A 20530-nucleotide genomic window follows, 5' to 3' on the forward strand; every position below is an offset into this window, starting at 1 on the left:
CGATGCCGGGCGCCGCGAACGGCCATGCCCGTGGCGGACCGTAGCGGCGCGCCGCGGGCCCAGCCGCTCTCGAACGCCTCGGCGCCTTGCGTCTGCGACGGAGCATGCCGCGTGCCAATGCTCAGCCGGCCGACGGAGCACCCATCGGCCGGGCAACGGGAACGCGACCCCGAACGGTCAGGTCCGCGGCTCAGCGGTCGGGCAGAGGCCGTCGAGCCTCAGGCCTTCCACCTGCGCGTGCGCTCGAACCGGCCACGAACCGCGTCGAGTTCCGCCTGGAGATCGGCGAGAAGCTGCTCGACCTCGGCCTTCTCCCACTCGTAGGCCGGCGTGCTGAGATTGCCGATCGTCGAGATCGCCTTCAAGGCCTTCTCCTTGCGTTTCCCGCTCATGCTCAGGAACTTCTCGCGCTTCTCGCTCACTGGTCTCTCCAACTCCGATTTCATCATCCGGTCATGCTGCGTAGCCGAGCAAGGCGAGAACGCCAAGCCTTTCGCGTCGCGGAGCGGGACTCGAGCACATGATGAAGCCGGGCGGTCACCGCCGGGACCCGTCTCGGCCGGCTCCCACGCGCATCGACGTCGCCCGACCTCTCGCGGAACCGACGCGGAATTGGTCGAGCCGATGGATGCCGCGATCGCTGGCAGCATCGCGAGCATCCCGGGCGCAAGGCGATCGGAGCGCTCGATCACGCTGGCCGCTCCGTCTTCGACGGCGCCAGCCCAGGCGCCCCGGCGCCGCCTCAGCGCCAGCCCGAGGCGAGGAGGCGGGCCTCCTCCTCCGGCGCCAGGGGATCGCCGGCGCCGATTGCGTCGAGGGTCGCCTCGATGGCCATGTCCGCCCCCGCGCCCGAGGCCGGACGGAATGCGCCGTCGGCGGGCACGGCCGCATCCGCCATCGCGGCGATGGCCAGAACCTCCCAGCCGCCGCGGGGCTCGCGGCAGGCGATGCCGACGCGGGGTGCGACGCCGGGGCCGGTCTCGAACTCGCGGCAGGGCCGGCCCGTCGCGTCGCGGAACGTCACGACCGGGCGCACCGCGTCGGCCGAAAGCGTCCCGCTGGGCAATGTCTCGAGCGCCGCCGCAAGCGCCGTGCCCGCCGAGGCAAGCCCGCCAGCCGCGGACTCGGCGGCCTGATCGGCGCGGTCCGCAGGGCCCGCGAGGAACGTGCCCGAGGCAACGCCCAGCAGCAGGGCAACCGACGCCGCCGCGGCCATCGGCAGCCATGCGGGCTGGCGTGCCGCTTGCCGGAAGGCGACCACGCGCCCCGGCGCGGCATCGGCGCCATCCCCGGCCGTGGCGGCCGCACCGACCGGCGCTGGGGCCGCCAGCGCGGCGGCGATGGCCGGCGGCATCTCGCCCGCGTCCGGCAGGGGGTGGGCGGCAGCGAGGCGAGCGTTCAGCTCGCGGAGCCGCCCCGCCAGCGCGCGCGCGGCAGGGTCATCAGCGAGACGCGCCCGGACATCCGCATCCGCCGCGGCGTCGAGTTCGCCATCCACATGGGCCGCGATCTCCTGATCGGCCAGTCGTCTCGTCATGCCGACACCTCGTCCGAAAGCTGCAGAAGGCGCCGCCTCGCGCGGGCAAGGCGGCTCATCACCGTGCCGATCGGAACGCCAGTGATCTCGGCCACCTCCCGGTAGGAAAGGCCCTCGATGGCCACCAGCGCCAGGACGGCGCGCTGGTCCTCGGGCAGCGCGGCCATCTCGCGCCGGACGGCGGCCAGCGTCAGGCTGTCCTCGGCGCGCCGCGCACCGAGACCGCCATCGGACCAGGCCTCGAGCACGTCGTCCGCGGCACGTTCCCCCCGCGACCTGCTCAGCCGCAGGTGATCGAGGAATGCATTTCGCGCGATCCGGAACATCCAGCTGTCGAGCCGGGTGCCGGGGGCGAACTGGTCGAGTCGCGAAAGGGCCTTCACGCAAGCGGTCTGCACGATGTCGTCTCCCAGCTCGGCCGAACCCGACAGGGCCCGGGCGAAACGCCTCAGCCGGGGAACGAGGGCAGCGATCTCCGTCCGAAGCTCGTCTTGCATCGCTGCCTCGATCCTGATGTCGGAAAGGAAACGACCGGGGGCATTTTTTATTCCCCTACGAGGGAATATCTTCTGCCTTCGAAGCGTTTCCATCACTCGAACCGAGCTGCCGAGAAAAAATTCATGAAGCGATTGAACCCCCTGCTGGGAGCGATGCTCCTTCTGGTGCTCTGCGGCCTTGCGGACCGCATCGAGCCCGCCCTGAGGCTTGGCGGCCATGCGCTGGCCGATGACGGGGGTGACGGCGGCGATGGGGGCGACGGAGGCGATGGCGGCGACGGAGGCGATGGCGACGGGGACGGCGACGGAGACGACGGCGGGGGCGACGACGGCGACGACGGCGACGATGGGGACGATGGCGACGACGACCGCGACGATGACGACCGCGACGATGACGATGATGACTCGCGGGGCCTGCGCGGCACGGCTGTCGGCCGGGCGCTGAGCGGCCTGTTCGGTGGTAACGAGGGGGGGCGGGAGACGCCCAGCTTCCGTCGCAGCGAGATCATCGGCCACGGGGTCGACGGTGCGGCTCGCGCCGCCCTCGCCGATGCAGGGTTCCGCGAGGTTGACCGCTACACGCTCGCCTCGCTCGGCCAGAGCGTGACGCGACTGGGCCTGCCGCGCGGGCTCGACGCCGAGGAGGGCCTCGCGGTCGCGGCCTCGCTGGCGCCGGGGGCACTCTTCGAGCTCAATCACCTGTATTCGCCCGAGGGCACCGGGTGTGCCGGCGATGGCTGCTGGGGCGCGCAACTCGTCGGGCTCTCCGCCCTGCCCGAGAACGCCTGCGCCGACGGCGCGCCGATCGCGATCGTGGACACCGGGGTCGAGCGGTCCCACCCCGCCCTTCGCGGAGCGGCAATCACCGCGCGCAGCTTCCGCGATGCCCGTGCCGAGCCCGCATCGCGCGTTCATGGCACGGCGATCGCGGCCCTGCTGGTCGGCCGGGGCGAGGACGGCGCGCAACCCCTCGCACCGGGCGCGCGGCTTCTGGTCGCCGAGGCCTTCGGCCGCGAGATCGACGAGCCGAGGGCCGACCTCGTCGCCGTGCTGCGCGGGCTCGACTGGGCGGTCGGCGAGGGCGCCCGGGTCGTCGGCCTCAGCTTCGCCGGAGCCCCGAACCGGGTGCTCGAGATCGGCATCCGTGCGGCCACCGCACGTGCCAACCTGGTCGCTGCGGCCGGCAATGACGGGCCGGGCGGAAGTCCAGCCTATCCCGCCGCCTATCCCGAGGTGATCGCGGCAGCCGCCGTGGACAGCCGCCAGCGCCCTTACCGGCGCGGCAACCGCGGCACCTATCTCGACGTCGCGGCACCCGGCGTAGGCGTCCGGTCGGCCGACGCCGGCGGCGGGGCGGCGGACTTTACCGGCACGAGCTTCGCGGTGCCCTTCGTGATGGCGGCGATGCTCCGGGCCCGAGCCGAGACCGGCGGCGATCCTGCCGCGGCGCGCCATCTGCTGATTTCCGCAGCGCGCGACATCGGCGCCCCCGGCCGGGACGAGATCTACGGCTACGGCCTGCTCCAGGCTCCGGGCGAGCGCTGCTGGTGAGGCGGCAATCGGCCGCTCGCGCGCTTTCGCGAGGGAATCTTGCACTGTTCGGGGAATAAGCCGCTCTCGCCCGCGTTCTCCATCCGACCCCCTCAGCGGTTCGGCGGGGGATGAGACGGGAGTGACGGGAATGCAATCCAACAAGGTGGTGTGGCTCGGCCTTGCGATCCTGATGGCCGGCTGCGGCGCGGGCGAGCACAAAACGAAGGAACTGTCGAAGGCTTTCGCGCCGACGCCGGAGACCAGGACGCTGGAGCGCGCGCTACCCCCGACCCGGGCGCCGTCGGCGGACGAGTTCCGCAGCATGACGGTCGTCAGCCTGCTCGACGGCCGGTCCGAGCGGATCAGGATCACGCCCTTCGGCAATGGCGTCCGCATCCGCGAGGAGAGCGGCTGCATCTCGACCCGTGTTCTCGACTGGTTCTCGCCAAGCGACAGCTACGCCAACTGCGGCACCTCGAAGGACTGGCACACCGCCTCCGGCACGGTCCGCGTCATCGACGATCTCTACCCGCTCACCGTGGGAAGCACGGGGCGCTATGAGCGCCGGGCCGTGTCGCATACCGGAAAGGTCTCGACCCGCGAGACGCGCTGCGAGGTGACCGATGCGGTCGAGGTGCAAGGCCCCGGCAAACATGCCCGACCCGCATACGTCGTGACCTGTGACGACGGGCGCGTCCGCCGGACGACATGGTACGCCCCCGGTACGGGGCCGGTCGCCTATCGCGAGGACCACCACGAGGACGGCGTGCGCGAGGCCTGGGTTCGCGCCGACTGAAGGCGGCTGACCGGGCTGCGGCGACGGGACGCTCCCGGTCGACCCGGCCGCGCGGCGAACATCCCGCCGGCCCGGGCGCGAGGGGCCTGCACTGAAACCCGAGAGAGGATGACGAGACCATGGATGGCACATCGATCCATCTTGCAGCCGAGGCGCCGGTCGCGGGGGGCGAACTCCTGTTCCGGCCACCCGCGGGCCGCCGCGGCCTCGCCTGCTGGCTGGCGCTGCCGAACGAGGTCGCGCCGGGAAAGGCGCCGCTCGTGGCGGTGCACGGCATCCACCGCGGCGCCGAGGCGCAGGCACGCGCCTTCGCAGCACGGGCCTTCGCCGAGGGGCGTCCCGTGATCGCGCCGCTGTTCGACCAGGCCGCCTGGCCCGCCTACCAGCAGGTCGTTCGCAAGGGCCGGGCGGATCTGGCCCTGCTCGCGCTTCTCGACGACCTGCGGGCCATCGGGGTCTGTGGCGGGCGGCGGATCGCGCTTGCCGGCTATTCCGGCGGCGGGCAGTTCGCACATCGCTTCGCCATGCTCTATCCCCATATGATCGAGCGGCTGACGGTGACCTCGGCGGGCTGGTTCACCTTTCCCGACGCGGCCCCCTTCCCCTATGGCCACGGCCCCGCGCCGAAGGCTCGCGGAGACTGGGGCACGCGCATGGCGGCCGGTCTCGGACGGTTCCTTGAGCTTCCGGTCGCGGTCTGCGTCGGGGCGCTCGACGACCAGTCCGACCCGACCCTGCGCCACCGACCGGACCTCGATCTCCAGCAGGGCACCAACCGCGTTGCCCGCGCCCGCGCGTGGGCCGAGACGCTGCGCTCCGCGGCCGGGGCGCGCGGCATCGCGGCACGGGTGACCTTCAGCCTCCTGCCCGGATGCGGCCACGACTTCGGCGACTGCGTCACGCGCGGAGGGCTCGACCGGATCGTGCTGCCGCAGGGCGCCGCCGGTCCGGACCCCGACAGCCGCTGAACGGACGTCCGGTCCGCCTCGCCGACACACATCCCCGACCTTGCGACCGAACCCCAGTCACGGAGAGCGCGATGCCGAAAGTCACAATCCTCCCGTCCCAAGCCTGGCGGCGCGCCAAGCGCGCCTTTTCCACCCGTCGCGTGCGCTGGGAGGATGCCGTCGGCCTTGCCGACCCGATGTCGCCCGTCGTCTCGGGGGACCTGGTCCTCGCCCGTGTGGAGACGCTCGGCTCGCACAAGCGCCTCCAGCTCGAATGCGGCCGGCCCTCGCAGCTCTATCCCGGCGACCTGATCGTCGCGGCCTGCGCGGATCGCTATGCGCCCGACCAGTTCGAGGGCGTGGCCGAACTCGGCCGCCGCGGGGCCGACCTGCTCGCCGGCGGCGGCATCATCGGGCGGATGCGCCACCGGAACGCAAGGATTTCGGCTCCGACGCGGGTCGTCCCGCTCGGCCTCATGACCGACGCGGGCGGCGAGGTGATCAATGTCGCCCGCTACGGCCTCGCCCGGCGCGAGCGCCCGCGCGGCCTGCCGGCGGTCGCGGTGGTCGGCGCCTCGATGAACGCGGGCAAGACCACGGCGGCGGCCAGCCTCGTGCACGGGCTGTCCCGCGGCGGGCATGCGGTGGCAGCGATCAAGGCGACCGGAACGGGCGCGTGCGGCGATTTCACCAGCTATGTCGACGCCGGCGCGCAGTTCGTCGCCGACTTCACCGACGCCGGCATGGCCTCGACCTACCGGCTGGCCCTGCCGCGGATCGAGGCCGGTCTCGACAGCCTGCTGGGCCACGCCGCCGAAGCAGGCGCCGACATCGCCATCGTCGAGCTGGCTGACGGGCTGCTGCAGCGCGAGACGGCGGCTCTCTTGCGCGCGGCGCATGTGCGCGATGCCTTCGCGACCTTCGTGTTCGCGGCGCCCGACGCGATGGCCGCGGCCGGAGGTTGCGCCATGCTGCGCGCCCTGGGGATCGAGCCGGCGGTCCTGACGGGCACCGTGAGCCTCTCGCCCCTCGGCGCCGCCGAGGCCGAGGCGGCAACGCGCCTGCCGGTCACGGGGCGCGAGGCGCTGGCCGACCCGGCCTTCGCGGGCGAGCTCTTCGCGCGTGCGGTCTCGGCCGCCACCGGGCCCCGGCAGGGGGCCCTTTCCGCCGGCGGAGGCCTTGCGGCATGAGCCGGCTGCCCCGGATCGCGGCCGAGAGGCGCGGGCGGCGGATAGCGGTGCTCGCGCTGCTGGCGCTCGGCCAGGCGGCGGCGACCGGCGCGATCGCCTTCGCCATGCGCGACGTGTTCGCGGCCTTCGGCGAGGCGGGGGACCCGCTGCCGGCGGCGGCGCTTGCCACCGTCGCGGGCGGAGCGATCGCCATCGCGATCCTCAGGGGCGCCGAACATGTGCTCGGCGACCGCCTGGGGCACGACTATGCGGCGGCGCTGCGACTGCGGCTGTTCGAGCATGTCGCCCGGATGCCAGCGCGCGTGGTGGCGGGGCGCCGGAGTGGCGCGCTGTCGCTCCGCTTCGTCGGCGACCTCGCAGTCGTCCGTGGCTGGATCAGCCTTGGGGTGGCACGGCTCATCTCGGCCGCGATCGTGCTGCCGCTGACGCTGGTCGTGCTCGTTCTGCTCGACCCGCGGCTCGCGGCGACGGCGGCGGTGCCGCTGGGGCTGTGCCTCGTCCTGATGGCCGCGGCCGGCGCGGCGCTCGGGCCGCTGCACCGGCGGCTGCGAGCGCGCCGGGCCCGGCTTGCGGCGGATGTGAGCGAACGGCTGCCGCATGGGCCCGAGTTGCGGCTCCTGGGCCGCGTCGCAACCGAGCGCCGGCTGATCACGCGGCGGACGGAACGGCTGGCCGACGCCTCGGCGGCACGGGCGCGCGGCCTGGCGATGCTTCGCGGCGTGCCCGACATCGCGTCCGGGATCACCGGCGCGACCATTCTCCTCGTTTCGCTGAGGGGCGACATTCCAGCAGGCACGGCCGCGGGGGCGTTGGCTGCCCTGGGGATCGCCGCGCAGACCCTTCGCGACCTCGCGACCGCCTGGGACCGACATCGCGCCTGGGCCGAGGCGCGCGGGAAATGCGAGGCGCTGCTGGCCGAGCCACGCCTCGCCGCGTCGGGACGTGGCCAGCCCGCCGAACGGCCGGGTGATGCCCCGCCCGCCATTCGCTTCCGCCGCGCGGGATCGGCGCAGCTTCGCGGCATCGACGCCGAGGCGGAACCCGGCCGGCGCATCGCCGTCCTGGGCGCGAGCGGCGCCGGGAAGTCGACGCTGCTGGCGCTCGCCGCCGGGCTCGAGGCGCCGTCGCGCGGCCGGGTCCGGGTGGGCGGCGTCGCGCCCACAAACCTCACCGCGGCAGAGCGCCGGCGGATGGTGCACCTCGTCGGACCCCGCTCGCCCATCCTGGCCGGCAGCCTTCGCCGCGCGCTGACGATGGGCGCGGCGGTCGCCCATGACGACGCCGCGGTCGAGGCCGTGGCGCGCAAGTTCGGGCTTGCGCCGGTACTCGTCCGGCTCGGCGGGCTGGACGGGCGGGTCGGCGAGGGCGCGCGCACCCTGTCGGCGGGCGAGCGAAAGCGCCTGCTGTTGGCGCGCGCGGCCCTCTCGGGCGCGCACCTCCTGCTCCTCGACGAGCCGGACGAGACGCTGGGCTCGGAAGGCGCGGCGCTGGTCGCCCGGCTGCTGGCAGGCACCAAGGCCACCTGTCTCGTCGCGACGCACAGCCCAGCCGTGGCGGCCATGCTCGACGGGGCCTGGTTCCTCGATGCCGGCCGGCTGGTCGAGGCGGGCGAGATGACGGAACTGGCGCGAGCCGACGGGCCGACCTCGCGGTTCCTGCAAGCGCGCGAGGCGGCATGAACGGTCGGTTTCGTGGAAACGACGACCCCGGCGCCGTCAGGCGCCGGGGTCGATAGCTCAGAACATCACCCTGACGCCCGCGACGAAATAGACCGCTCCCGCATCCTCGCCGTCGGCCCGCGCAAGATCGGCGGTTTCGCCGAAGCTGCGCTCGTAATGGACGCCGACATAGGGCGCCACGGCCCGGTCGATCACATCGTAGCTCAGCCGCGCCCCGACCTCGAGCCTCGGACCCCATGCGCCGACGCCGATCGGCTCGTCGTCCGTGAACGGCAGTTCGAACTCGACGCTCGGGGTCAGGATGATCCGGTTGGTCAGCAGCGCCTCGTATTCCGCCTCGACGCGCGCGAAGGGCTCGTCCGAGACGAAGAGGTCGGCGTCGATCTCGAACCATTGCGGCGCGAGGCCATGCAGACCGACGACGCCGTGGACCCGGTCGGGGCCGGCGGGGGTCGAGACACGGACGCCGACGACAGCGTCGAAGAAGTCCGTGATCGGGGTCTGGAGCCGCAACTGGTTCTCCAGCTTCTCGAAGGCGTCTTCATCGAGCGCGTATTCGCCATCGCTGCGCCAGACGACCTTGAGCTCGTCCGTTCCGATCAGCGCGTCGGCATCCCACGCGAGGATGTCGGACCCCTCGCCCAGCCGGTATTCGAGCTGCTCGGCCTGGAAGCCCCAGATCAGCGGCTCGGCGAAGGCCGGGCCGGCAAGCGAGAGCGCCGGCGCAACGGCGCCGGCAAGGACATGGTGCAGACGCATCCGCTCAGCCCCCCGCGCCCCTGGCATGGCCGTGACCGTGCCCGGCGCCGAGATCGACGGCGGTGCCCTCGGGGCCGCCCTCGACGATGACCTCGCGCATCATGCCGGCTTCCATGTGATAGGCGAGGTGGCAGTGGAACACCCACCGCCCGGGGGCGTCGACCTCGACCTCCATCGCGACCGTGGTGCCGGGCGGCACGCTCACCACATGCTTGGCCGGGTTCCAGGCGCCGTTCCCCGTGTCGAGGATGGACCACATGCCATGCAGGTGCATGGGATGCGTCATCATGGTCTCGTTGACGAAGGTGAAGCGCACGCGCTCGCCATATTGCAGGCGGATCGGCTCGGCATCCTCGTGCTTCACGCCGTCGAAGGACCAGATGTAGCGCTCCATGTTTCCGGTCAGCCTCAGCTCGATCTCGCGGGTCGGCGCCCGCTCCGGGTAGAGCGGCTTCTGCGCCTTGAGGTCGGCGTATGAGAGGAACCTGCCGCCGTCCGCCACCACGGGCGTCAGACCGCTGCCCGGCGCGTAGAAGCGATCGGCTGGCGCGGCTCTATGCCCGCCATGCGCCATGCCCTCCATCACGCTCCCGTCGGGCATGGTGTGGGTGCCGCTGTCGCTGCCCATGCCGGCATGGGCAGCGCCGGCCATGACCGATCCGTTGGGCATGACATGCGTGCCCGCGGCGGCATCCCCCGCCGCGCCATGGTCCATGCCCTGCATCATCGTGCCATCCGGCATGACATGGCTGTCGCCGGCCGTGGCGCCATGACCCATCGACCCGTGATCCATGCCGCCATGCGCCATGCCCATGTCAGCCATGGTCAGCCGGGGCGGCTCGCGCAGCGCGGGCACCTCGGCCTCCATCCCCTCGCGCGGTGCCAGCGTGCCGCGCGCCATCGCCGTGCGGCCCACCGACTCGGCCAGGATCGAATAGGCGCGATCCTCGGTCGGGCGGACGATTACGTCATAGGTCTCGGCCACAGCGATCCGAAGCTCGTCGACGGTCACGGGCTGCACGTTCTGGCCATCGGCCTGCACGACGGTCATTTTCAGGCCGGGAATGCGGATGTCGAAATAGGCCATGGCAGACGAGTTGATGAAGCGCAGCCGCACCCGCTCGCCCGGCTCGAACAACGCCGTCCAGTTGCCCTCGGGGCCCTTGCCGTTCATGAGGGGGGTGAAGCCCTGCACGTCCTCGACATCGGTGGGCATCATCCGCATCCCGCCCCAGTCGGCGCGGTCGGACAGGGCGGCGCCGAGCCCCTCGTCCGCCGCGTCTCCGAGGAAGTCGAAAAGCGTGCGCTGCTGCCGGTTGTAGTAGTCCGGCATCATCTTGAGGTTCCGCATGATGCGGCTCCCGGGATGGGGATGCGCGTCGGTCAGCTGCACGACGTAATCCCGGTCGTAGCGGAAGGGCTCGCGCGTCGCGGGCTCGATCACGATCGCCCCATAGGCGCCATCGGCCTCCTGGAAGCCCGAATGGCTGTGGAACCAGTAGGTTCCGGCCTGCACGATCGGGAAGCGATAGGTGAAGGTCTGACCCGGCGCGATGCCCTCGAAGCTCACCCCCGGCACGCCGTCCTGCTGATAGGGCAGGATCAGGCCGTGCCAGTGCACGGACGTCCACTGGTCGAGATTGTTCGTCACGTTGATCGTGACGTCCTCGCCTTCCCTGAAGCGCAGCACCGGCCCGGGGCTGGCACCGTTGTAGCCGATGCCGGTCCGGGTGAAGGCGCCGGTGTCGATGCGGACGCGGTCAACGGTGAGGTCGTAGGTGCCGGCCCAAGCCGGGGCGGCCGACAATGCCGCGCCGACAGCGGCGGCGAGCACTCCGGCACGAAAGCGTGTGATCCTGGTCATTCGACCCTCTTCGATCGGGTATGGAGGCACGCGCGGCGGGCGCACCGCGCGGCCATTCCGCGCTGGTTCACGAGCCGGCGTCGAACTCGAAGCTGCCGACCATGCCGGATTCGTAATGGCCCGGCACGGTGCAGCCGAAGTCGAGGCGCACCTCGGTATTCTTCGGGAAGGTCCAGATCAGCTCCGCGGACTTGCCCGGCTCGATGAGCGCGCTGTTCGCATAGTCGTGGTCCATGCTGTGGCCCATCGCCTTGGACATCGCCTTCGCGGCCTCGCGGTCAAATCTGTCTGCCTTCAGCACACCGTGATCGACCATCATCTGCATCTCGGGCATGTGCTCGGCATGCATCTGCGCCGTGCCGATGTTGAACTCGTGGACCAGCGCGCCGGCATTGCGGACCTTGAAGCGGATCGTCTCGCCGGCGCGCACGCTGATCGCCTCGGGCTCGTAGTAGTTGTCATGCATGATGACCTCGACGGTGCGGGAGGCGGCGGACGCCGTCGCCGGCTGGCCGTGGATGCCGCCATGTCCGCCGTCATGGGCGCCCGCGGCATGGGCGATCACGGGCGCCGCCAAGATCATCAGGGTCGCGGCGACGCAGCCGCGCAGAGTCGTGGTGAAGGGCATTGCTTTCCTCGCTTGCCTGTTTCGTGCCGATGGTGGGACGCGCCGGTCGCGATGGGCCACGGGACGCGTTCCGGGGATCGACGGCTCAGCTGCGAGGCGGCGGCGTCTCGGCTTCCGGACGAAGTCCGCGCGTGGGCGCACCGCCCCCGGCCGTGAACGCGTCGGGCACGCCCGCGCCGATCAGGACGGCGACATCCGGGCAATCGATCACGAGCGCATTGCACCCATGCGGCAGGGCCTGGCAGCAGCTTGTCTGGGCAGCCTGCTCGGCGTCACAGGGATCCGCGTCGCAGTCCCACTGGGCACGGTCGTGAGATGCATGCTGATGCGCGACGGGTGCCTCGGCCCCGGATGCGGGCAAATGGGAATGATCGCGACCCGCCCCCGAGATGAGGACGACCGCGACGACCGCACCGATGATGATCCGCAATCCGCGCATTGGCGCCATGTAAGGGTTCCCGTAGGTGGAAGGTCAAGACGCGGCGCCACGCCAAGTGCCCTCGGACGAAATTTTCCCCGGCTGGGCAGTGGATCGAGCGAGCCCGGCGGCCCAGAGGCGCGCCACCGACGCAAGCGCCACGCAGGGCCCAATCGAAGTTCCTGCATGTCGCCCCTGCGCGCCCTGGGGCGTGCCGGAAAGCCCGGCCAGGGCAAGCGGGCTGCGAACGGCGGCAGACGAAGGCGCGACGCGGCCCCTTCGCGCACCCGGCTCGCCGACCTGTCCGGCAGGGGCGAGCCTGTCGGCGAGAGGGGCGGGGCAGCATCTTGGCGGGGCTGACCCTCGCGAGCGTGCTTGGCGCGCCGCCGTTCTGGCCCGCGACGGAGCATGCCCAACTCGCCCACGCGCATCATGACATGCCGCCGAACAATCCCCACCTTGTCAGGCATCGGCGCGGGCCGGATGCCCATGCGGTGGTGATCGACGATCCCCACCCCGCCTGGCAGGACCACGCAAGCCCTGCGAGGAGGGATCGCCTGTGGCCCCACTCGCCCGACATTCCCCTCGGGCCAGCGACGGTTGGCGGGTCGCGGGCAACGGCCGAGAGGCCCCCGATGGCGCCCATTGGCTGGACGACACCCGATCGCAGCCGGTCAATTCCGCTCAGGGGCGCCGCGACGGCGATTGCGGGGGCTCAGGCCTTCCAGCGGCGGGTGCGCTCGAACCGGCCACGAACCGCGTCGAGTTCCGCCTGGAGATCGGCGAGAAGCTGCTCGACCTCGGCCTTCTCCCATTCGTAGGCCGGCGTGCTGAGATTGCCGATCGTCGAGATCGCCTTTACGGCCTTCTCCTTGCGTTTCCCGCTCATGCTCAGGAACTTTTCGCGCTTCTCGCTCACTGGTCTCTCCAACTCCGATTTCATCATCCGGTCATGCTGCGTAGCCGAGCAAGGCGAGAACGCCAAGCCTTTCGCGTCGCGGAGCGGGGCTCGAGCACATGATGAAGCCGGGCAGTCGCGTCCGAAGGGCGCATGTGCCCGCCAACGAGATCCTCGGCGAGCATCGGTCAGCCTCCACGACCTCCACGCCGCGGCCGTCGCGCGGGTGGACCTCGCGTGCCAACCCGCCCGGTGTCGCGATCGACCTCGCACGTCACGCGAAAGGGGCCTGCCGATGCCGCATTTCATCGCGGAACTGCGCGGATCAGCCCGAGAGCGCGGCAGGTCCCGCCGGTGCCGAATGCTGATTGAATCTGTGCCTTCCAAATATATGCGGCCGGATGTCGACGCAGGCGGCTCGCCAGACACCGATTGCCGTGTTCTTCATTTGCATTGCTGCTTCGCTCAGCATGTCATCGCAAGTCCGCAGGGGGTGGAACGGTGAGCGCAGACTTCTGGCGTTATGGACATATCGGGCTCGCGGTCTTGCTGGCCAGTGTCAGTGCAGCCGCGTTGGCACAGGATGCTTCATCCACGGGTGGCGACTGGGACCTCGACGCCCGGCTGAAGGTCGGCGAGAGGTACGACGACAACATCTTCTCGACCGAGAACGACAAGCGCGGCGACTTCATCACCGTGATCGAGCCCGAAGTGACGCTCGAAGGCGGCAACGAGACCTACCGCCTTGGGCTGACCGCCGCGGCCGAGATCGGTGTCCATGCCCGCGAGCCGGGCGAGGACTACGAGGATTTCCTGCTCCGCGGCGAGGGACGCGTGAACCTTGGCGCCGAGAGCTTCCTGTTCGGCGGCGCCGACTACGCCTGGCTGCACGAGGAGCGTTCCTCGGCCGATGACGTCGATGGCACCAGGCCCACGAAATACACCGAAGCGAGCGGCTTCGTGGGCGCCTCGCACGACTTCGGCGATGTCGGCCTGCGCGTCGGCGCGAACCTGCGGCGCTTCGACTTCGGCAACGTCGCCGCCGCCGGCGGGGGCGTCATCGACAACAACGACCGCGACCGGCTGATGGGCGTGCTCGGCGGCGCCTTCCTCGGCTATCGTGCCGATATCGGCAGCATCCTGCTGGGCGTCGAACTCGAAGGCGACATGGGCGCGGCCGACTGGCACCACGCCTCGAACCGCAACTTCGGCGTCGAGCGCAAGGACAGCATCGGCGGCAGCGCCATCCTGGGGTTCCGCACGCGCAACGACGTCCTGCTCTACGCCCGCGCAGGCGCGGTCGGCACCAGTTTCGAGACGACCTATGCCACCGGAGGCGCGGCGGCCTCGGACACCGAGCGGCGCCTGGGACTGCGCGGCGGCGCCGGTGCGGAATTCCCGATCGGCAACGGCTTCTCGGGGCGGATGGAATACGTTCTCACCTCGTATGGCGACTACGACTTCGGTGTCAGCGCACCCGGCGACAACTTCGCCAACATGGAATCGGTCGCGCGCATCGGCCTCGTCTACAGCCTTGGCGAGCGCGAGGCGCGTGCGCCCCAGCCGGCCGACACGGATACCGCGGGCGAGCGGTGGAGGCGCCACCACAGTGCGGTCCGGCCTCATTCAGCGCCAGGATGGAGGCCACCGGCGCACGAAGCGCGCATCCCCGTCGACCAGACGCCGGTGAGGCACCAATCTTCAAACCGGACCACTCGGTAGGGGCCGCTCAGTTGCGATACGCGGAAAAAACGAGCGGCTCTTGAGCGCACTGAGGCTATCTATGCGCTCTACAGGCAGTTGTGTGACGAGGCCGGCAGCGATCACGTCCCCTACCACCACGCAGCTCAGTGCGCCAACGAGTGCGGACTCACGACGTCACGCGGAAGCCCCTACGACGCCGCCAAGGTGCGCGACGCGGTCCTGCAATACTGGAAACGCGAGCCGGCGAAAAAAGATCGAGAACGATCCTGAGTCATTGCGGCAGCCTCTACAGCTCATTTGGCGCGCTCACAGGGCTCGCCAGAGAGCCAGGAAGCCGTTCGCGGCCTTCTGGTGGTTTGGGCAGCACACTCGAGAGATGTCAGCCTATCACCGGCCCAGCGCGCCTCTGGGCGCTGCGGTCTTGAGGCTCGTAAGGGGGAAAAGCCACCCTCCGCACAATCCCGCGCCGGGCAAACTTTCCTGTCACAGAAGGCGTGATCGATCTTCCCAACCGGGAAATCGAATCCATGTCGCATCAGCCCCGGCAACCTGGCCGGTCATGCGTCCTCCTGCCACTGTTCGCCCGGTGGCACCCGCGATATACGCGTCCCGAGGGTGAAACGGAGGGGAACATGAGATTATATGGCGGACTTATTCTCGTGGGCGCGCTTCTGCTCGCGGCGTGTGCGGCAGACACGCAGCCACTGCCACAGTCGGCGGAGCGCGAAAGCCTCATAACCCGGCGCGCCGTGGTCGAGACGGTCGACGTCGAGGGGCGCCAGGTGCTTTTGCGGGGAGAGAGCGGCCGAATGCTGAGCATCACCGCCGGGCCCGATGTCCGCAATCTCGCCCAGCTCGAATCCGGCGACGTGGTGAAGCTCCAATACTACGAGGCGGTCGCGGTCAAGATGGCCGACCCGTCGAACCCAGGCGACCCGACGGCCGTCGCAGTGGTCGAACGAGCACCCGAGGGTGAGAGGCCCGGCGGCGCTGTCGGCAAGGCGGTGAACCTTGTCGTGGACTTCATTTCCTATGACCCGGCGAGTTCCGTCGCGACGTTCTCTCTGCCCGATGGCACAGTGGAAACTGCGGTCGTGAAGCCCGAGATGCGGGAGTTCGCTGCTGCACGAAAGTCCGGGGATCGCATCGACCTGACGATCACGCGCGCCTTGGCGATCTCGATCGAGGAATCCCAGTAGCCGCCGTTGACGCGAAGGACCGACACGACAGGCTGCAAGGGCCTCCCTTGATGAACGCCATGCTGAATGGCGCTCAGCTTTACCACCGTCGCGACGAGAGGATCGTCACCCCACTGCCCTCGGAGTTTCACAGAGTCGCCATCGAATCCGGGTAACAGCAGCCCTGCCGCGAGGGATTGGCGGCATGTCGGTTATCGTGGGCACCGGGCGGTCAGCGCGCTAGAGCGAGCTGACCGCCCTTTCCATTTGCAGCGCCGCTTTGCGGGCACCAGCGCAGTCCTTGCCTCACCGGGCAAGCACCCGGTCTGCCTCGGATCAACTCGCATCATTGCTCAGCGGCTCCCACGGGCGGAGCCATGCTCTCGGCGGCACGGCGGGCTCGGATGCGCGGTTCAGCAGTGGCTGGAAGCGGGCGGAGATCACGGATGTTGACCGCCCACCGACCTTGCTCCGCATAGATGCGACGCGATCACAATCAATCAAGGAGAGACGCATCACGGCCCTCAGCAGCAGCCGGCATGCCATGCAACACTCCACAATGGGCCGCAGGGCCGCCCAGCATCCGACATGCACAGTGGATGGAATGGACACGCCACCAAACTGCTTGCTTACAGGCGGTATGTCCTGCTTGCGTGGCGTTCCGCGGCTGCCCTCATTCTCCTGGAGGGTAGCCGCGCGTTACTCTTCGGGGCAAGTGCTCAAGCTTTCGCGAACGCCGACCGGGGCTCATGCCGCGTCAACCGGCCTCGATCTTGTCGGAAACTTCATTCCAACGCTCCAAGGCGCCATTGATGAAGGCTTCCAACCAGGTTTCATCTCTCGACCAGCTTGCAACCTCCGAGACCCGCGGAATCTGTCTGTCGATCTCGTTGAACAGCGCGACAGCATTATCGAGTTGCATTGCATCGCCGTCGTGCTTGCCAGCCCTGACGGCGCTCAGAAACATGATCTGCTCGTAGGTCGCATAAGCCATCAGCCATTTCGCGCCGGACTTTTTCGCGTCGATTTCGAGATTCTGGCGATACCTCACTCGCGATGTACGCAGTCGCGCGATCGCACTCTCGTCGTCGAGTGCAAGCGCGCTCTCCTTCTGAGATTTCTCCGCCGCGGTCGCAGCGCCATTGTTCATGGTCATGAACCCACCCCCAACATCGAGCGCACAAGGATGAACTTGAACGCATATCAGGTCAACGCCCGCCCCGTCTCGGCTCCGCGGTCCGCCCTCGCACGTTCTGCTTGAATGTGGCGTCGGTCAGCCCCGCCCGCAGCCCATCGGAGGCTTTATGGAATGCCTCGTCCGTCACTTCGCGGAACCTGTCCATTGAGCCTCCGGCATTGAAGTGACCCGCCCTGAAGTATGGAATGATCCCAGTTTCGAGAAGAGCGGACGATGGCGAGGAAGCGGTTCAAGCCCGAGGCGATCGTTGCGAAGCTGCGGCAGGTAGACGTGATGCAGTCGCAAGGCTTGTCGGCTTCGGAGGCGGTCCGGCAGATTGGCGTGACCGAGGTGACCTATTACCGCTGGCGGCGTGAGTATGGCGGGATCAAGAGCGGCCAGCTGAAGAGGCTGAAGGAGCTCGGGAAGGAGAACCAGCGGCTGCGGAAAGCGGTCTCCGATCTCACGCTCGACAAGCTGATCCTGACCGAGGCGGTCAAGGGTGCCGCAGGCCAGCGTAGCGCTATTGCTGAGCCCTTCGCGCCGCCGGCTTTGCATCGACAATGTGCGGCAGACCCTCAGCGTCAGCGAGCGCCGGATCTGCCGCACGCTTGGCCAGCATCGGTCGACCCAGCGGAAGTTACCGCGAGGCCGTGTGGACGAGGCGCAAGTGACGGCCGACATCCTGGAGTTGGCCCGGCAGTACGGTCGCTACGGCTACAGACGCGTGGCAGCCTTGCGGCGGCGAGCCGGCTGGGTGGTGAACGACAAGCGTGTCGAGCGGATCTGGCGGCGTGAAGAGCTCAAGGTGCCCCAGAAGCAGCCGCAGCGAGCCAGGCTCTGGCTCAACGACGGCTCATGCATCCGGCTGAGGCCGGAACGACGCAACGATGTCTGGTCCTATGCCTTAGAGCATGACCGGACCCATGACGGAAAGGCATTCAGGATGCTCAACATCATCGACGAGTTCACCCGGGAGGCGCTGATGATCCGCAGTCGGCCATGGCCTCCTCAATCGACCGCTTCCCAATGTGCTATGGCGCCGAGTTCACTGCCCAGGCCGTCAGGGACTGGATTGCGGCGGTCGGAGCAACGACCGCCTACATCGAGCCCGGCTCGCCTTGGGGTGAGACCGCGAAGCAATCGATCCAGTGGATCGATTGTAGGTCGAACGGATACTGCGAGAGCTTCAATGCGCGCCTACGCGACAAGCTCTTGAACGGCGAGATCTTCTTCTCCCTCCGCGAAGCCCAGGTCGTCATCGAGCAGTGGCGCCGCCACTACAACAAGATCCGCCCACACAGCGCCCTCCGATGGCAACCGCCCGCACCAGAGGCAATCGTCCCGGTCGACCAAAGACCGGCGATCCACTAACAATGAAACTGGACAACTCAGTGGGGGCCGCTCAGTCGAACGACGATGTCGGGAGCACGGCCGGCTCGCGAGCGGGATGGCGGACCAGCAATGCTCCAATTACGCGAGCCGATCACCATTGCCATCGGCCAAAGCAGGATAAATGCCGAGGAGATCGCCGAGGGCTGTCCATCCGGGGGGTCACCACGGGGCTTTCTCGCACAAGACTTCGAGCCGCTCGGTTTGACCTTGCTGGGGGCGCGCACCCCGGCCCTCCGGAGCGCTTGCGACATCAGCGGCCTGCCAAAGAACGCCGCCCCGAGCTGATCCCGAGGATTTGAGCCGCCGACCCCGCGCCGTGAAGTGCCATAAGCTGGCAGCGGGTTGGTCGCATCGTTGCGCGTCCGCGCCGGCTGATGCGCTGCACGAGGTGCCCATCGACTAGAGCACCCCGTGCGTTCGGTTTCACATTTCGTCAGGCCGCCGAGACGATCTTCCCGACCGTGTCGTAGGCACTGTCCGGGACCCAGTTGCGGTTCCCGCCGAGATAGCTTGCCGGGTCGAGCTCGAGCAGGCCGATGATCACCTCGGCGACGATCCGGGCGCCTACGGGGCCGAGACCCTCGGACTTGTCGAACTTCCCGGGCTCGGTTTCGCGGCCGATCTCCTCGGCCTCCGCAAGGATGTAGAGCCAGAGCGGCGCGCCCTCGGTGATGCGATCGCCCGAAAGCTCGCCGATCTTCTTCATCACCTTCTTGATCTCGTTGTCGGGGCGCTCCATCAGCTCGGCGATCTTGTCGCCGCCCGGCAGGAGGAACGAATTGCCCCGCAGGAGATTGCGGGTGGCAAGCGACGCCTCGCCCGACGTGATGAACGGCAGGGCAAGGAGGTCCGTGGCAAGTTTCGTGTCGAGCTTCTCCGCCTTCTGCACCGATCCCGGGCCGCCCGTCTCCAGAAGCTCGCCCCATTCGACGACGGCACTCTGCGACGAGACGGGAGAGAAACCCTCACCAAGCACCGGGCCGAAGAACTCGTGGACGCCCCCGCCTTTGCGGATGTTGATCTTCATCGGAACCATCGAGTGGCCAAAGCGGTAAGCCGCCACCGAGAATTCGACCGGGATGTAGGGCTCGAGGCCACAATAGAATTTCCGCCCGCAGGCCAGGATGTCGGTGACCACGCCTGCGCCGCACATCGTCACGAGAAAATCGTTCACCACGGCCCACTGGTAGTGCCAGGTGACATCGCGGCGGGCTTCCTCGAACAGCTCGACGCCTTCGTGCCCGGTCGAAGCGTGAAGGTCTTCGCAGCGCTTGTTGTGGAACCGGATCATGGCCAGCTGCATCTGGCTGATCACCCGGTTCTCGTCGTTGCGAGGGTCACCGATTATTGCCGGGCCGCGGCCGCCGCCGGGAACGGCCGGCGCGCGGAAGAGATCGGCGGCGGCGTTGGCGTCCGCTCCCGGCTCGTCCGCACCCGTCAGAAGCTTCGCCCCACGGAAGGGGCCAGAGTTGTGATAAAGGAAGGGATGCGGCTCCGGCCCCGCCCCGTAGATGCAGTCGAGATCGAGGGTCGGCGTGCGCTGGTTGGTGATGTCGCCCGGATCGTTCAGCCGGCCGAACTGTGACATCACGTCGAGCGTGATGTCATGGTCGACGAACTGACCGAAGATGACCTGACCCACGGCGACGGACTTGGTGCGGTTCTTGCCGGCCCCACCGTCCATCGGTCCGCCTTGGCGTCCAATGTCCGCGAGAACATCGGCGGGAACGTAAGCGGGTGGAAGATGGGGAAACATGCGTCCGAAGCGGTCAGACCGCTCGCGGTCGTGACCACGCATGCAATATGCGCCCTGCCCAGTCAGCGGCTGGAGCCCGTGATGCTTGGCCATTCAAGCTCTCCCTAGAATGAATCCATCGTCAAAATCAGCCGTTACGGAACGCTCAGCGAGACGCAGCAGAACCGATTTTTCCCGGAAGGCGCTGTGACGGGAGTCATGTGGCTGGAAGCTCGGGAAGATGGAGAAGCGAACTCGCGAGGCGCGGGAGAGTTCCACCGACCGCTGCTTCACTGCGAGAGCCGTGACTGGCGAGGGTCCGCCGAGGTTTGCGAACCGGCGCGACCGCGACCGCGGGCGAGCACAGCCCATTCAGCCGCGGCCTCTCACCCCGCCGGGCCACGCCTGCGCCACGCGATGATCTCGAAGGCCCCTTCAAGCAGTCGGCGCTCGAAGGCGTCGAAGGCATCCTCCGTGACGTCCTTCGTCGCCGCGTGCAACGTGTCGAGGAGCTCCACCTCGTGCAGCTCGATCGGGTCGTAGCCGCTGTCGCTGATCAGCGCCGCCAAGGGCGTTCACGGGGTGCTATTGCGGG

18 protein-coding genes and 1 pseudogene are annotated in these 20530 nt (G+C 69.1%); 8 read left to right on the top strand and 11 right to left on the bottom strand.

Going from position 1 to position 20530, the window contains the following annotated elements; all coding sequences use genetic code 11:
• Positions 1-218: 218 nt before the first annotated feature.
• From M1105_RS07940 to M1105_RS07950, 3 genes are all read right to left on the bottom strand, one after another.
• Positions 219-422 (bottom strand): hypothetical protein, encoded by a 204-nt coding sequence (locus M1105_RS07940; RefSeq protein WP_249579811.1) that lies wholly within the window; start codon positions 420-422, stop codon positions 219-221.
• 320 nt (positions 423-742) lie between these two features.
• On the bottom strand, positions 743-1537 hold the full coding sequence (locus M1105_RS07945) for an anti-sigma factor family protein (RefSeq protein WP_249579812.1): 795 nt from the start codon (positions 1535-1537) through the stop codon (positions 743-745).
• Positions 1534-2034, bottom strand: coding sequence for an RNA polymerase sigma factor (locus M1105_RS07950; protein ID WP_249579813.1), 501 nt, complete (start codon positions 2032-2034; stop codon positions 1534-1536). The genes M1105_RS07945 and M1105_RS07950 overlap by 4 nt, the downstream gene beginning before the upstream one ends.
• A 123-nt stretch (positions 2035-2157) precedes the next feature.
• On the opposite strand from M1105_RS07950, the gene M1105_RS07955 reads away from it, so the two are divergent.
• The 5 genes from M1105_RS07955 (at position 2158) to M1105_RS07975 (ending at position 8179) form a co-directional block, all read left to right on the top strand.
• Complete coding sequence (locus M1105_RS07955) at positions 2158-3585, top strand: S8 family serine peptidase (protein WP_249579814.1); 1428 nt, start codon at positions 2158-2160, stop codon at positions 3583-3585.
• A gap of 130 nt (positions 3586-3715) precedes the next feature.
• Positions 3716-4363, top strand: a complete 648-nt coding sequence (locus tag M1105_RS07960; RefSeq protein ID WP_249579815.1) for a hypothetical protein — start codon at positions 3716-3718, stop codon at positions 4361-4363.
• A 119-nt stretch (positions 4364-4482) separates the two neighbouring features.
• Positions 4483-5331 carry an alpha/beta fold hydrolase gene (locus M1105_RS07965; protein ID WP_249579816.1) on the top strand — a complete coding sequence of 283 codons (849 nt, stop codon included), beginning with the start codon at positions 4483-4485 and terminating at the stop codon, positions 5329-5331.
• 71 nt (positions 5332-5402) lie between these two features.
• Entirely contained in the window at positions 5403-6500 is a 1098-nt protein-coding gene (locus M1105_RS07970) for a P-loop NTPase family protein (RefSeq protein ID WP_249579817.1), read from the top strand.
• The gene (locus tag M1105_RS07975) at positions 6497-8179 is read left to right on the top strand and encodes an ATP-binding cassette domain-containing protein (protein WP_249579818.1); all 1683 of its coding nucleotides are present in this window, start codon (positions 6497-6499) and stop codon (positions 8177-8179) included. Before M1105_RS07970 ends, M1105_RS07975 begins: the two co-directional genes overlap by 4 nt.
• Before the next feature lie 57 nt (positions 8180-8236).
• On the opposite strand, the gene M1105_RS07980 is transcribed toward M1105_RS07975, so the two are convergent.
• The 5 genes from M1105_RS07980 to M1105_RS08000 form a co-directional block, all read right to left on the bottom strand.
• Positions 8237-8938 (bottom strand): copper resistance protein B, encoded by a 702-nt coding sequence (locus tag M1105_RS07980; protein WP_249579819.1) that lies wholly within the window; start codon positions 8936-8938, stop codon positions 8237-8239.
• Positions 8939-8942: 4 nt separating this feature from the next.
• Complete coding sequence (locus M1105_RS07985; RefSeq protein WP_249579820.1) at positions 8943-10802, bottom strand: copper resistance system multicopper oxidase; 1860 nt, start codon at positions 10800-10802, stop codon at positions 8943-8945.
• Between the two features lie 67 nt (positions 10803-10869).
• On the bottom strand, positions 10870-11430 hold the full coding sequence (locus tag M1105_RS07990; RefSeq protein ID WP_249579821.1) for a cupredoxin domain-containing protein: 561 nt from the start codon (positions 11428-11430) through the stop codon (positions 10870-10872).
• An 85-nt stretch (positions 11431-11515) separates the two neighbouring features.
• Positions 11516-11878 (bottom strand): hypothetical protein, encoded by a 363-nt coding sequence (locus M1105_RS07995; protein ID WP_249579822.1) that lies wholly within the window; start codon positions 11876-11878, stop codon positions 11516-11518.
• Between the two features lie 685 nt (positions 11879-12563).
• On the bottom strand, positions 12564-12767 hold the full coding sequence (locus M1105_RS08000) for a hypothetical protein (RefSeq protein WP_249579823.1): 204 nt from the start codon (positions 12765-12767) through the stop codon (positions 12564-12566).
• A 480-nt stretch (positions 12768-13247) separates the two neighbouring features.
• Between M1105_RS08000 and M1105_RS08005 the strand changes: the two genes are divergently transcribed.
• Entirely contained in the window at positions 13248-14468 is a 1221-nt protein-coding gene (locus M1105_RS08005; RefSeq protein WP_249579824.1) for an outer membrane beta-barrel protein, read from the top strand.
• Between the two features lie 614 nt (positions 14469-15082).
• Entirely contained in the window at positions 15083-15649 is a 567-nt protein-coding gene (locus tag M1105_RS08010; protein ID WP_249579825.1) for a hypothetical protein, read from the top strand.
• Positions 15650-16385: 736 nt separating this feature from the next.
• Here the strand turns inward: M1105_RS08010 and M1105_RS08015 are convergent.
• On the bottom strand, positions 16386-16784 hold the full coding sequence (locus tag M1105_RS08015) for a hypothetical protein (RefSeq protein WP_249579826.1): 399 nt from the start codon (positions 16782-16784) through the stop codon (positions 16386-16388).
• Positions 16785-17039: 255 nt separating this feature from the next.
• Here M1105_RS08015 and M1105_RS08020 point away from each other — a divergent pair.
• Positions 17040-18179: pseudogene (locus M1105_RS08020) on the top strand (integrase core domain-containing protein).
• 454 nt (positions 18180-18633) lie between these two features.
• Here the strand turns inward: M1105_RS08020 and M1105_RS08025 are convergent.
• Together M1105_RS08025 and M1105_RS08030 are read right to left on the bottom strand one after the other, a co-directional pair.
• Positions 18634-19884: a peroxidase family protein gene (locus M1105_RS08025; RefSeq protein WP_249579827.1), complete on the bottom strand. Its 1251-nt coding sequence runs from the start codon at positions 19882-19884 to the stop codon at positions 18634-18636.
• 437 nt (positions 19885-20321) lie between these two features.
• Positions 20322-20504, bottom strand: coding sequence for a hypothetical protein (locus tag M1105_RS08030; RefSeq protein WP_249579828.1), 183 nt, complete (start codon positions 20502-20504; stop codon positions 20322-20324).
• Positions 20505-20530 lie beyond the last annotated feature (26 nt).

Origin of the sequence: Thermohalobaculum sediminis, from assembly GCF_023487995.1 — a bacterium.
In the GTDB taxonomy this organism is placed as follows: Bacteria; Pseudomonadota; Alphaproteobacteria; order Rhodobacterales; family Rhodobacteraceae; genus Thermohalobaculum; species Thermohalobaculum sediminis.